The sequence below is a fragment of the Paraburkholderia sp. EG287B genome (assembly GCF_040965595.1).
Taxonomy (GTDB): domain Bacteria; phylum Pseudomonadota; class Gammaproteobacteria; order Burkholderiales; family Burkholderiaceae; genus Paraburkholderia.
In genome coordinates this window covers 497242-510972 of the sequence record NZ_JBFRCG010000001.1, presented here as the reverse complement: position 1 = coordinate 510972, position 13731 = coordinate 497242, and the positions used below count along the sequence as shown (strand labels likewise).

8 protein-coding genes are annotated in these 13731 nt (G+C 66.7%); 6 read left to right on the top strand and 2 right to left on the bottom strand.

Annotated elements, in window-relative coordinates; genetic code table 11:
• Positions 1-12 precede the first annotated feature (12 nt).
• The 5 genes from xylB (at position 13) to AB4Y40_RS02230 (ending at position 8908) form a co-directional block, all read left to right on the top strand.
• Entirely contained in the window at positions 13-1503 is a 1491-nt protein-coding gene (gene xylB / locus AB4Y40_RS02250; protein WP_368686267.1) for a xylulokinase, read from the top strand.
• A 195-nt stretch (positions 1504-1698) separates the two neighbouring features.
• Positions 1699-2727 (top strand): D-xylose ABC transporter substrate-binding protein, encoded by a 1029-nt coding sequence (gene xylF / locus AB4Y40_RS02245; protein ID WP_368686266.1) that lies wholly within the window; start codon positions 1699-1701, stop codon positions 2725-2727.
• Between the two features lie 93 nt (positions 2728-2820).
• Positions 2821-4374, top strand: a complete 1554-nt coding sequence (gene xylG, locus AB4Y40_RS02240; protein WP_368686265.1) for a D-xylose ABC transporter ATP-binding protein — start codon at positions 2821-2823, stop codon at positions 4372-4374.
• Entirely contained in the window at positions 4371-5570 is a 1200-nt protein-coding gene (locus AB4Y40_RS02235) for a sugar ABC transporter permease (RefSeq protein ID WP_368686264.1), read from the top strand. The genes xylG and AB4Y40_RS02235 overlap by 4 nt, the downstream gene beginning before the upstream one ends.
• Positions 5571-6058: 488 nt before the next feature.
• A complete protein-coding gene (locus AB4Y40_RS02230) occupies positions 6059-8908 on the top strand; it encodes an AAA family ATPase (RefSeq protein WP_368686263.1) in 2850 nt (949 codons plus the stop codon).
• Positions 8909-8981: 73 nt separating this feature from the next.
• Here AB4Y40_RS02230 and AB4Y40_RS02225 read toward each other — a convergent pair whose 3' ends face one another.
• Together AB4Y40_RS02225 and AB4Y40_RS02220 are read right to left on the bottom strand one after the other, a co-directional pair.
• Positions 8982-11273 carry an ATP-dependent DNA helicase gene (locus AB4Y40_RS02225; RefSeq protein ID WP_368686262.1) on the bottom strand — a complete coding sequence of 764 codons (2292 nt, stop codon included), beginning with the start codon at positions 11271-11273 and terminating at the stop codon, positions 8982-8984.
• Positions 11270-13012 (bottom strand): VRR-NUC domain-containing protein, encoded by a 1743-nt coding sequence (locus AB4Y40_RS02220; RefSeq protein ID WP_368686261.1) that lies wholly within the window; start codon positions 13010-13012, stop codon positions 11270-11272. The genes AB4Y40_RS02225 and AB4Y40_RS02220 overlap by 4 nt, the downstream gene beginning before the upstream one ends.
• 120 nt (positions 13013-13132) lie before the next feature.
• Between AB4Y40_RS02220 and AB4Y40_RS02215 the strand changes: the two genes are divergently transcribed.
• Positions 13133-13711 carry a hypothetical protein gene (locus AB4Y40_RS02215; protein ID WP_368686260.1) on the top strand — a complete coding sequence of 193 codons (579 nt, stop codon included), beginning with the start codon at positions 13133-13135 and terminating at the stop codon, positions 13709-13711.
• Positions 13712-13731 lie beyond the last annotated feature (20 nt).

Sequence of the window (13731 nt, the reverse complement as noted above, 5' to 3'; positions counted from 1 at the left end):
CAGGACGGAGACATGTTCATCGGTATCGACCTCGGCACGTCGGGAGTGAAGGCCGTGCTGCTCGACCGCGCGGGCGATGTGCTCGGCAGCGCGAGCGCGCCGCTCACCGTGAGCCGGCCGCAGCCGCGCTGGTCCGAACAGGCGCCGCAAGACTGGTGGCTCGCCACGCAGAGCGCATTGCGCGCACTCGTCGACGAGGCGCGCGGGCGCGGTATCGACGCGGCGCGCATCGAGGCGCTCGGCCTGACCGGCCAGATGCACGGCGCGACGCTGCTCGACGCGCAGGGCGAGGTGCTGCGTCCCGCCATTCTATGGAACGACGGTCGTTCGGATACCGAATGTATCGAACTGGAACGCGCCGTGCCGCAGTTGCACGCCATTGCGGGCAATCTCGCGATGCCGGGCTTCACGGCGCCGAAGCTGCTGTGGGTGCGCAAGCACGAGCCGGAGATCTTCGCGCGCATCGCGCACGTGCTGTTGCCGAAGGACTATTTGCGCTGGCTGCTCACGGGCGTGTTCGCCACCGATCCGTCCGATGCCGCCGGTACGCTGTGGCTCGACATTGCGAAGCGCGACTATAGCGACACGCTGCTTTCAGCCTGCGGCCTCACGCGTGCGCACATGCCGGACGTGTTCGAAGGCAACCAGGCGACCGGCACACTGCGGCCCGAACTCGCACGCCAGTTCGGCCTGCGCGAAATTCCGGTGGTGGCGGGCGGCGGCGACAACGCGGCGGGCGCCGTGGGCGTGGGTATCGTGCGGCCCGGCGACGCGATGCTGTCGCTCGGCACGTCGGGCGTCTATTTCGCGGTCTCGGACGGCTTTCTCGCCAATCCCGATTCCGCGGTGCACAGCTTCTGCCATGCGTTGCCGCATACGTGGCACCTGATGTCCGTGATGCTCAACGCGGCCAGCTGCCTCGACTTCACGGCGCAACTGACGGGTTACGAAAGCGTTGCCGCGTTGCTCGCCGACGCCGAGGCGAACTCGACCGCCGAGCGCGACGCGCGCCGGCCGTGGTTCCTGCCGTATCTCAGCGGCGAGCGCACGCCGCACAACAACGTCAACGCGAAGGGCGTGTTCTACGGCATGACCCCGCAGACCGCGCGCGCCGATCTCGCCAACGCAACGCTGGAAGGCGTGGGTTTCGCGCTGCTCGACGGCATGGACGCGCTGCATGCGGCGGGGCTCGTGCCGGACACGATCACCGTAATCGGCGGCGGCTCGCGCAGCGCCTGGTGGACGCAGATGCTCGCCGACATTAGCGGCCGCGCGCTCACGCTGCGCGCAGGCGGCGAGGTGGGGCCGGCGCTGGGCGCCGCGCGCCTCGCGCATCTCGCGCTGGAACCCGGCGCGACGCTCGACGAAGTGTGCCCACAGCCGCCCGTGCTGGCGGTTCGCGAACCTGACGCCGCACGCCACGCCTGGTATCGCGAGGCGCGCCGTCCAACCTTTAGCGCGCTGTATCGCGCGCTCGAACCGGTTTTCTTCGCCGGCGCCTGACTAGCGGCGCCGGCGAAGAAAAAACTGCACGGCCAGTGTAGTCGTGCAGCTGATTAGTCGTCCTACGGTTATACCGCACGCTGTGCCGTTTCGCGTGTGTTCCGCAATGATATCGGCAACACCCTGATAACCATCGCCGCGGCGGCGACGCGTTCGCGCGCGCCTGTGCACCGGCATCAAGAGGAGTATGGAGACATGAATTTCGCCAAACGTCGTTCGGTTCTGAGTTCGCTCGTATGCGGGGCCGTGCTCGCAAGCCTGTCGCTTGCCGCACCGCTCGCGCACGCGAGCAAGGATCATCCCGAGATCGGCTTCTGTATCGACGACCTGCGTGTCGAGCGCTGGTCGCGCGACCGCGACTACTTCGTCGCGGCCGCGGAGAAAATGGGCGCGAAGGTGTCGGTGCAGTCGGCCGATGCGAGCGAAGAGCGTCAGGTCTCGCAGATCGAAAACCTCATCTCGCGCGGCGTGGATGTGATCGTGATCGTGCCGTTCAACTCGAAGGCGCTCACCAACGTCGTGGCCGAAGCGAAGAAGGCCGGCATCAAGGTCGTTTCGTATGACCGTCTGATTCTCGACGCCGATATCGATGCGTACATCTCGTTCGACAACGAGAAGGTGGGCGAGCTCCAGGCGAAGGGTGTCTACGACGCGCAGCCCAAGGGTAACTACTTCCTGCTAGGCGGCGCGCCCACCGACAACAACGCGAAGATGCTGCGTGAAGGACAACTGAAGGTCCTCAAGCCCGCCATCGACCGCGGCGACATCAAGGTGGTCGGCCAGCAGTGGGTGCCGGAGTGGAGCGCTTCGACGGCGCTGCGCATCATGGAAGACGCGCTCACCGCGAACAACAACAAGATCGACGCAGTCGTCGCCTCGAATGACGGCACGGCGGGCGGCGCGATCCAGGCGCTCGCCGCGCAGCATCTCGCGGGCAAGGTGCCGGTGTCGGGCCAGGACGCGGACCTCGCGGCGGTCAAGCGCGTGGTGGCGGGCACGCAGACCATGACGGTCTACAAGCCGCTCAAGCTCATCGCGGGCGAAGCCGCGAAGCTCGCCGTCGATCTCGCGAAGGGCCAGAAACCGGCGTACAACGCGCAGTACGACAACGGCAAGAAGAAGGTCGATACGGTGCTGCTGCAGCCGACGCTGCTCACGAAGAGCAACGTGGACGTCGTCGTGAAGGACGGCTTCTACACGCAGGCGCAACTGGCAAGCCAGTAACGCTTATGGCCTGACGGCCCGCGCGCGCCAGGAGTATGGCCACGAATGTGGCCACCGCGGCGCGCGCGGGCCATCGCAGCGAGTAACCAGCGTATGACCGAACCCTTGCTGACGATGCGCGGCATCGTCAAGTCCTTTGCGGGCGTGAAAGCGCTCGACGGCATCGACCTCACGGTGCGGCCCGGCGAATGTGTGGGCCTGTGCGGCGAGAACGGCGCCGGCAAATCCACGCTCATGAAAGTGCTCTCGGGCGTGTACCCGCACGGCACCTGGAGCGGCGAGATCCGTTGGGAAGGCGCGCCGCTCGAAGCGCAAAGCGTGCGCGACACCGAACGCGCGGGCATCGTCATCATCCACCAGGAGCTGATGCTCGTGCCCGAGCTGTCGGTGGCCGAGAACATCTTTCTCGGCAACGAAATCACGCTGCCGGGCGGGCGCATGAATTACGCGGCGATGTACCAGCGCGCCGACGAATTGCTGCGCGAGCTGAACATCGACGCCATCAACGTGGCGCAGCCGGTGATGAACTACGGCGGCGGCCATCAGCAGCTCATCGAGATCGCGAAGGCGCTGAACAAGCGCGCGAAGCTCCTGATTCTCGACGAGCCGTCGTCTTCGCTGACGGCGGCCGAAACGAAGATCCTGCTCGACATCGTGCGCGACCTGAAGCGCCGCGGCGTGGCGTGCGTCTACATCTCGCACAAGCTCGACGAAGTCGAAGCCGTGTGCGACACGGTGAGTGTGATTCGCGACGGCCGTCACGTGGCCACCGAGCCGATGGCGACGCTCACCACCGACCGCATCATTGCGCAGATGGTGGGGCGCGAGATCCGCAATCTCTTTCCGCGCGAGCCGCATGACATTGGCGAGGTCGTGTTCGAGGCCCACAACGTGACCTGCTACGACGTGACGAACCCGCGCCGCAAGCGCGTGGACGACGTCTCGTTCTCGGTGCGTCGCGGTGAGATTCTGGGCGTGGCCGGGCTCGTCGGCGCCGGCCGCACGGAAACCATGCAGGCGATCTTCGGTGCGTATGCGGGCACCTGCACGGCAACGGTCCTGCTCGAAGGCAAGCCGCTGAAAATCCGTTCGCCGCTCGACGCGATCAACGCGGGCATCGCCATGGTGCCCGAGGACCGCAAGCGCCACGGCATCGTGCCGCAACTGGGCGTGGGCCACAACATCACGCTCTCGGTGCTGCAACGCTTTTCGCGGCGCGGACGCATCGACACGGCCGCCGAACTCGATACGATCCGCACGGAGATGCAGCGCCTGTCGGTGCGCGCAGCGAACCCCATGCTGTCGATTGCGAGCCTCTCGGGCGGCAACCAGCAGAAGGCGGTGCTCACCAAGATGCTGCTCACCGACCCGAAGGTCCTGATCCTCGACGAGCCGACGCGCGGCGTGGACGTCGGCGCGAAGTACGAGATCTACAAGCTGATCTTCCAGTTGGCCAAACGCGGCGTGGCGATCGTGATGGTGTCGTCCGAACTGCCCGAAGTGCTGGGCATCAGCGACCGCGTGCTCGTGATCGGCGAGGGCGAGTTGCGCGGCGACTTCGTCAATGACGACCTCACGCAGGAAGACATTCTTGGCGCGGCGATCCAGAGCGTGCGCGCCCAACCCGATACAGCGAGTGCAGTATGACCCCCGACGTCACGACCCCAGGCGCACGCGAAGACCTGCCGCAAGGCGGCAATGGCTTCGCCATGCGTTTTCAGCAACTCTTCGCGCGCTACAAGATCCTCGCGCTTCTGCTCGCAGTGGCCGTAATCTGGCTGTTCTTTTCGCTGCTCACGCATGGCGCGTTCGTCACGCCGCGCAACGTGTCGAACCTGCTGCGGCAGATGTCGATCACCGGCATGCTCGCGTGCGGCATGGTGTTCGTCATCATCGCGGGCGAGATCGATCTTTCGGTCGGCTCGCTGCTGGGCCTGCTCGGCGGCGTCGCGGCGATTCTCGACGTGAATCGCGGCTGGCCCATCGGCGTGACCGTGCCGGCGGTGCTCGCGCTTGGCGTGCTCGTCGGACTCTTCAACGGCTGGTGGTCGACGTACCGCCGCGTGCCGTCGTTCATCGTGGGTCTCGGCGGCATGCTCGCGTTTCGCGGCGTGCTGCTCGGCATCACGGGCGGCTCGACCATTGCGCCGGTGTCCGATCATTTCGTGTTTCTCGGCCAGGGCTACTTGCCGCGCGTAGCGGGCGACGTGCTGGCGCTCGCGCTCTTCGTGCTGCTCGCCGTGCTCACGGTACGCCAGCGTGGGAACCGCAGGCGCTATCAGCTGAGCGTCGTGCCGCTCTGGCAAGACGGCGTGAAGATCGTCGGTGCGGGCGCGATCCTGCTTGCCTTCGTGCTGATGCTCGACAGCTATGGCGGCATTCCTGTGCCCGTGCTGCTGCTGCTCGCGCTGCTCGGTATCTTCACATGGATCGCCACGCAGACCGTGTTCGGCCGCCGCATCTACGCGGTGGGTTCGAACCTCGAAGCTACGCGTCTTTCGGGCGTCAATACGAACCGCGTGAAGCTCGTCATCTTCGCGCTGATGGGCCTCATGTGTGCGTTCGCGGGCATCGTCAATACAGCGCGTCTCGCGGCGGGTTCGCCCTCGGCGGGCACGATGGGCGAACTCGACGCGATCGCGGCCTGCTTTATCGGCGGCACGTCGATGCGCGGCGGTTCCGGCACCGTGTATGGTGCGCTGATCGGCGCGCTCGTGATGGCGAGCCTAGACAACGGCATGTCGATGCTCGACGTGGACGCGTATTGGCAGATGATTGTGAAGGGCGGCATTCTCGTGCTCGCCGTGTGGATCGATGTGGTGTCGGGCTCGAACCGCCGCTGAGAAACGCACAGCAGACACGATTGCAAACCTGCCGGCGCCATGAAATTTTTGACCGTATTCTTGCATCGCGCGTGACACCGCGACGGATCTCTCGCGGATGACTGCCACGTGCAGTTGCTCTCCTCGCGCGCCCCGAGCGCGCTCTCAGGGCGGGACGCATGTCCCGCCCTTTTTCTTTGCTGTGGCCGATCGAAAACCTCGCGCTGAACGGCGCAGGTTCGACGCGCCGGCAATCGTTTCCTGCCACAATCGTTCGCACCCGTGCAGGGCGGCGTACGCACGCGATGCGCGCGAATCATGCCCTCTGCAAGGTCATCGTCAGCCACAGCACCGCGTCGTCATGCTCCGGCGCGTGCTCGCCGATTTGTCGCTTTGCTGGTGCAACCGCCGCGTGAGCGCTCGCGTTGCACCGAATCAGGCCGCGAGGTTGTGCCAGCGTTTTGCCAGCTTCGGCGGCGCGATTCCGATCCTCCGGAGACAAGCCGACCATGCCCACTCTTTGCGAAATCTGTAATTCCCGGCCTGCAGTCGCGCGCGTGACTGTCGTGCAAAACGGGCAGCGCAAGTCCATGTCGATCTGCGACTACGACTACCGCCAATTGATGCGTCACCAAAGCATGCTCAACCCGTTCGATTCGCTGCTGGGCGGCAGCGGCCTGTCGCGCTTTTTCGGCGGGCAAGGCGGAGAGGACGAGCACGACGACGAGGGGCACGACCTCGCCGCCGAGGTGCCGCGCGAATCCGTCGATGCGACCGATGCGTTCAGCGAGCAGACGCTCGAAATCCTGCAGCGCGCCGCGGAAAAAGCCCATGAACTGCAGCGCAATGAACTCGATACGGAACACCTGCTGTACGTACTGGCGGACACCGATGTTTGCGCAGCACTCCTGAAGGAGCTGAAGCTCTCGCCGCAGGACATCAAAGGCTATATCGATCAGCATGCGCAAAAGGGCACGGCTTCGCCCGACGCGCCTATCGACAAGATGACGATCTCGCCGCGCCTGAAAAAAGCGTTTCAATATGCGTTTCAGGCATCGCGCGATCTCGGCCACTCGTACGTCGGCCCCGAGCATCTGCTGATCGGTCTCGCCGCGGTGCCCGACAGCATTGCGGGCGCGCTGCTCAAGAAGTACGGCGTGACGCCCGAGGCGCTGCGTCAGAAGGTCGTGAAGGTAGTGGGCAAGGGCGCGGAAGACGGCCGCGTGGATGCGCCCACGGGCACGCCCACGCTCGACAAGTTCGGCCGCGACCTGACGGCCATGGCGCGGCAAGGCAAGCTCGATCCGGTGCTGGGCCGCGCGCAGGAAATCGAGAGCACGATCGAGGTGCTCGCGCGGCGCAAGAAGAACAACCCGGTGCTGATCGGCGAGCCGGGCGTGGGCAAGACCGCCATCGTGGAAGGGCTCGCACAGCGCATCGTCAATGGCGACGTGCCTGAGGTGCTGCGCGGCAAGCGGCTCGTGGAGGTGAACATCAATTCGATGGTCGCGGGCGCGAAATACCGCGGCGAGTTCGAGGAACGCGCGAAGCAGCTGATCGACGAAGTGAGCGCGAAGCACGACGAGTTGATTCTCTTCATCGACGAATTGCACACGATCGTCGGCGCGGGTCAGGGCGGCGGCGAAGGCGGGCTCGACATTGCGAACGTGCTGAAGCCCGCGCTGGCGCGCGGCGAGTTGAGTCTCATCGGCGCGACGACGCTGAACGAGTATCAAAAGTACATCGAGAAGGACGCGGCGCTCGAACGTCGCTTTCAGCCCGTGCTCGTGCCGGAGCCCACGGTCGAGCAAACCATCGTGATCCTGCGCGGCCTGCGCGACAAGCTCGAAGCGCACCATCAGGTGACCTTCGCCGACGACGCCTTCGTGGCCGCCGCCGAGCTGTCGGATCGCTACATCACGTCGCGCTTCTTGCCCGACAAGGCGATCGATCTCATCGATCAGGCGGCCGCGCGCGTGCGCATCGGTTCGACCTCGCGTCCCGCCGAGATGCAGGAACTCGAAGCGGAGATCGCCCAGCTCAAGCGCGAGCAGGACTACGCGGCGTCGCGCAAGCGCTTTGACGAGGCCAAGGGTTTCGAGGAGCGTATCAACGAAAAGCAGGAAAAGCTCGAAGAGCTGACCGAGGCGTGGCAGCGCAAGACGGGCTCGGAAACGCTCGAAGTCACCGTGGCGTCGATCGCCGAAGTCGTGTCGCGGCTCACCGGCATTCCGGTCGCGGATCTCACCCAGGAAGAGCGCCAGAAGCTGCTCAAGATGGAAGAGACGCTGCGCGAGCGCGTGGTAGGCCAGGAGGACGCCGTGGTCGCCGTGAGCGACGCCGTGCGCCTGTCGCGCGCGGGTCTCGGCCAGTCGAACCGGCCGATCGCGACTTTCCTGTTCCTCGGGCCGACCGGCGTGGGCAAGACCGAGCTCGCCAAGGCACTGGCGGAAACCGTGTTCGGCGACGAGCAGGCCATCATCCGCATCGACATGAGCGAGTATATGGAGCGTCATGCGGTGGCGCGGCTCATCGGCGCGCCGCCGGGCTACGTGGGCTACGACGAGGGCGGCCAGCTTACCGAGCGCGTGCGGCGCCGCCCGTACAGCGTGATTCTGCTCGACGAGATCGAGAAGGCGCACGCCGACGTCTACAACGTGCTGCTGCAGGTGTTCGACGACGGGCGGTTAACCGACGGCAAAGGTCGCGTGGTCGATTTCAGCAACACGATCCTGATCGCGACGAGCAACCTCGGCGCGTCGATCATCATGGACAACCTCGAGCGCCCCGAGAAGTCGCGTCTCGACGACAAGACGATCCGCGCCGAACTCATGAAGGTGCTCAAGGGCCATTTCCGGCCCGAGTTCCTCAATCGCATCGATGAAATCATCGTGTTTCATGCGCTTTCGCGCGACAACATCCGCGCGATCGTGCAGATCCAGCTCGAGCGCGTCACACGCACGGCGGCCGCGCAGGGCATCACGCTCTATATGGGCCAGACGCTTGTCGATCATCTAGTGGAGGCCGGCTATCAGCCGGAGTTCGGCGCGCGCGAACTCAAGCGGCAGATTCGCCAGGAAGTGGAAACGCGTCTGGCCAAAGAGATACTCGGCGACGCGCTGCAGTCCGGCGATACCGTCGAGATCGGCTACGACAAGACGAACGAAGAAGTCACGATCAGCAAGGTCGCCGTGCCGCCCGACGTGAAGGAGGACAAGCCGGCGAAGAAGGCGAAGAAAACGGCGACGCCGCCGGTCGACGAAATCGCGAGCGAAATGGCCGCGGACGACATGGAAGGCGATCCACCGCCGCCGCCGAAGAAGAGCGGCAAGGGCGGGGGCAAGGCGAAGCCTGCTTGATTGAGTGGAGCGACGGCTGGCGCACCGGAACGTGCGCCAGCTTTTTTCCCTTCTGATTGATATGGAATCCAGATTAACTGGCGGCGATACGCCACCATGTGGGCAGCAGCGCGCGCACGCCGGGCTGCGCGAAGCGGTCGTCCAGCAGGTGCACGACGCCGCGATCGTGCTCGGTGCGGATCACGCGCCCGGCGGCCTGCACCACCTTGCGCAGGCCAGGGATCAGGTAGGTGTAGTCGAAGCCGTCGCCGTAGAGCGTATCCATGCGTGCGCGCATCGCCTCGTTCACGGCGTTCACCTGCGGCATGCCGAGCGTCGCGATGAACGTGCCGATGAGGCGCGTGCCCGGCAGATCGATGCCTTCGCCGAACGCGCCGCCCAGCACGGCGAAACCGATGCCGCAGCCGCCTTCCACGAAGCGTGCGACGAAGGCCTGCTGGCCCGCCTCGTCCATGGCGCGCGACTGAATCCAGACGTCGACCTCTGGATGGCGCGCCGCAAACGCGTCGACGGCTTGCTGCAGATAGTCGTAGCTGCTGAAAAAGCACAGATAGTTGCCCGGGCGTTCGGCAAATTGCGCGGCCACGCGCTCAACCAGCCCTTCGAGCGAACGTTCGCGGTCCTTATAACGCGTCGAGATATGGCGGGCGATGTGGACGTCGAGCTGCTCGGCGCGAAACGGCGTGTCGATGTCGATGCTCACCGTGTTGGCGGGCAGGCCGAGCATGTCGCTGTAGTAATGCGTGGGCGAGAGCGTCGCTGAAAAAAGCGTAATGCTGTGTGCCGTGGCGATGCGCGGGCGCAATGCATCCGCCGGCACGATGTTGCGAATGGCGAGCGTGGAACGCGGGCAGCGCGCGTTCTGATGCGCCAGCGGCGTGACGTCGAAGAGCGAATGCGTATCGAAGCGTTCGGCAATGCGCGTGAAGTGCAGGGCGTCGAAATAGAAGCGCTCGAGTTCGGGGTCGCGCACGAGCGCGGGTTCGGCGAGCTGGTCGCCGATCGCCGCGATCACGTCGCCGAGCGCGGCAACGAGGCCTTCGGGCAAGGTGTCGCTCGCGCGCCAGGCGCCCGGCTGGACGGCGTTCTGTGCGTTCCAGTGCTTCTGCAGGCGCGCGAGCGCGCGCTTGAGCGGTGCGCTCGCGGCGCGGCGCACGGCGTCGATGCGCGTTTGCACGAGTTCCGCCGAATACATCGCGCGGGCGCGCTCGGGGAGGTTGTGGGCTTCGTCCACGAGCACGCTCGCGCGCCACTGGTTGTGCGCGGCGAGCATGAACAGCATGGCGCTCACGTCGAACCAGTAGTTGTAGTCGCCGACGATCACGTCGCTCCAGCGCGCGAGTTCCTGGCCAAGGTAGTAGGGGCACACGGCATGCTCGCTCGCCACCTCGCGCAGTGCCGCGCGATCGAGCCGCACGCGTTCGAGCGCCGCGGCACGCGCGGCCGGCAGACGGTCGTAGAAGCCGCGCGCGAGCGGGCACGATTCGCCATGACATGCCGCTTCGGGATGCTCGCAAGACTTCTCGCGCGCAACGAGTTCGAGCACGCGCACGGGCACGTGCGTTCGTTGCGCATCGGCGCTTGCTTCGTCTTGTGTGCTTGTCAGCTTAGCTAGCGCATCGAGCGCCAACTGACGCCCTGAGCTTTTCGCGCTCAGAAACACGACCTTGTCGATCGCCGCGCGCGGGCAAGCCTTCAACTGCGGAAAGAGCGTGCCGATGGTCTTGCCGATACCGGTGGGGGCCTGCGCGAGCAGACAGCGCCCCTGTGTCGCCGCGCGCCAGACGGCTTCGGCAAGATCGCGCTGGCCGTGCCGAAACTGCGGATGCGGCAGGCGCAGTGTGGCAAGCGCGGCGTCGCGCGCGGCGCGGTGTGCGCTTTCCTGCTCGGCCCATGCAACGAAGCGACGGCATTGCGTTTCGAACGCGGCGCGCAATTCCGAGGCGCTCGCCTGCTCGACGAGCGCCGTCTCGCGGCCCGAACCGATGTCGTAGTACACCAAAGCGAGTTCGAGCGCGTCGAGACCGAGTTTGTCGCACAGGAGGGCGCCGTAGACGCGCAACTGCGCCCAGTGCAGCGCGCGCTGATTCTCGCGCATCGCATCGAGGTCGCCGCGATAGGTCTTGAATTCTTCGAGCCTGCGGCGTGCCGGATCGTAGCCGTCGGCGCGGCCGCGCACGGTGAGCGACTCGAACGTGCCGGAAAGCGCGATCTCGGTCTCGTAGCCGGGCGGGCGTCGCGCGGCGATGGCCGTGTGGCCGGCGCGGCCATCGCTTGCGTCGGGCGAGGGCGTGAAGCGCAAGTCGAGGTCGCCGCGCTTCGCGGTGAACTCGCACAGCGTGCGGACGGCGACGGTGTAGCTCATGGCGCGCGCGGCGCCTGGGCGACGCCGTCGCCGGTTTCGTCGGCTGCGTCGGGCAGGTTGGGCCAGCGCACCTGTAACACGGAAACCGGCATGCCGTGCTGCACGCAATAGGCAAGCCAACGGCGCTGGTTGTCCTGCAAACGGTCGCCGGGGCCTTTCACCTCGATCAGTTCGTAGCGCCGCTCGTGCGGCCAGAAGCGCACGAGATCGGGCAGCCCCGAACGGTTGGCAACGGGTTCGCGCAGCAGCCGCTCGAACCACAGGCGCAGATGGGCGGCGGGGAAGCAGTCGAGGGCGAGCGTGAGCAGTTCGTCGCTCAACGCGGGCCACGCGACGAACGGTGACTGGGTGCCGGATTTTTCCGCGTAGCGCCGCAGAATCGAGTCGCGGTAGGCATGCGTTTCGAGTTCGGCGAGACAGGCTGCGAACTGCGAGGCACGGCGTGCGACGAAGTCGGCGGCGTGCAGGTCGGCGGGGCCGCGCTGGAACTGGTGGAAGAACGCGCCCGGCAGCGGCGCGAACAGCGCGGGCCAGCAGAGCAGGCCGAAGAGCGCGTTGATCAGCGTGTTCTCGACATAGAACACGGGCGCTTGCGGCGTGGCGAGCGCGATGCGGGCGGCTTCCTCGACGCGCAGCGCGCCGGGCGCCGCGGGCAGCGTGAGTTCGAGCTGCGCGAACCCCGGCTCCGCGCTCGTCTTCGACTTTGCCCGCGTGCGCGCGAGACGCCCGAGTGTGCGTGCCGCGCGCTGCGCTTCTTCTTCGTTCGCGGGCGCATCGGCAAGGGTCTGCGCGAGCGCCAGCGCTTCCTCGCGGCGGTTCAGCTGTTCGAGCACGCGCACGCGGCGATAGCGCGATTCAGGATGACCGCAGTCGAGATAAGCGCGCCACGCGAGTTCGGCTTCGCCCGCGCGCTCGGCTGCGAGCCCCGCGGCGTGACGCAGCTTGTCGTGGCGAGCGCGCAGCCACGCGTTGGCTTGCGTGCGCGGCGCCAGCGTGTCGAGCGCTTCGAGGGTTGCGCCGATGGCAGCGGCAGCGTCGAAGTCCTGGGTCCCCGCGCCGCTCTCGAGTCCGTCGCGGCAATCGCGCAGCGCCAGATACGCGTCGATGTCCTCGCGGCGCTGGAACGCGCGCGAGGCGCGATCGAAGGGCACGCTTTCGTAGCGAAAGACGCCGAGGTCGGCGAGCACGAACTCCGACCAGTCCTGATGCAGGTTGCCGAAGAACATCAGGCGCAGGCGCTCGCAGAGCGGGGCGCTCGCGAACCGCAGCACGGTGTCGGGCGAGGCCGGGAACCAAGCATGCCAGTCGCGCGGCTCGGGTGCGGCGGCATAGTGTGCATCGAGCGCCTCGAGCGTCGCCGAGCGTGTGGCGCGCGCTTCGAGCGCGATGCCGAGGCGCGGGGCGAGCGTCTGCAGTTCGGCTTTCGTGACCAGCGCGGCGAGCGCGTCGAGATCGAGCGCGGGTGCGTCGTCGAGCCAGCCCGCCGCGACGAGCGGTGCCGCCGCCGCGCGGGGGCAGCCGATCTCGTCGTACGCGAGACGGCTCGCGCGGAAATGGGGTCCCTTGCGCATCAGCATGCGCACGAAGAGCGCGCGCGACGCCTGCGGCATCTGGGCGAAATCGTCGGCGAAGCGGCGCTCGGCGTCGTCGAACAGGTCGGCGCAGCGCGTGTCGAGCCACGCTAGCGCACGCTCGAAGTTGGCGAGGTAGTAGAACGGATCGGGAGAGTCGGGAAGCACGCGCGGCACTGTATGGATATACAGCGGCGATGATAGCAGGGTCGCGCGTGAGCGCGAGCGCCGTCAGGGATTCCCCGCCCCGTACGCTACAATTGCCGCAGCCTGAAAATCGGATGAGCGATGAACACACGTAACGCATGCTTAGCCGGCCTCGCGGCCGCCGTCACCCTGCTCGCGGGATGCGCGGCGCAGTACCGCAACACCAGCGCTTGCGAAGAGGCGATGCGTAGCCGCCTTGCCGAGACGACGCTCGGCGACCTCAAAGTCACGCATAGCGCGACGACGTATCGCGGCGCGCGCGTGGTGGTCGAAGGGCGCCTCGAGAACGGCGCGGCGTCGGCCGTCGTGGCAGCATCGGCGCCGTCTGCCTCGGCGGCTTCGGCCGCATCGGCAGCGTCGTCCACCGCGGCGCAGGGCGCCAACGAGGCGACCACGGTTACGGCGCCGACGGTGCAGGCGGCAGCGCTGCCCGGCACGATTTCGGTTCCCACCGCTCCGGTCGCCCAGGGCGGCGCGGCGGAGGGCAAGCCGACTACGCCGGTCGCGCTGCTGGCCGCAAAGCTCGGCATCAAGAAGGCCGCGGTCACGCCGGCGGCTGCGGAGTGCACCTTCAACGAATCGGGCCTCGCGACGTTCCGCTGGCTCGCGCCGCCGAAGCTCGCGAAGACCACGCCCGACCCGAACGCCGCGAACGACTAAATCGAACGCACGCGGCTCGC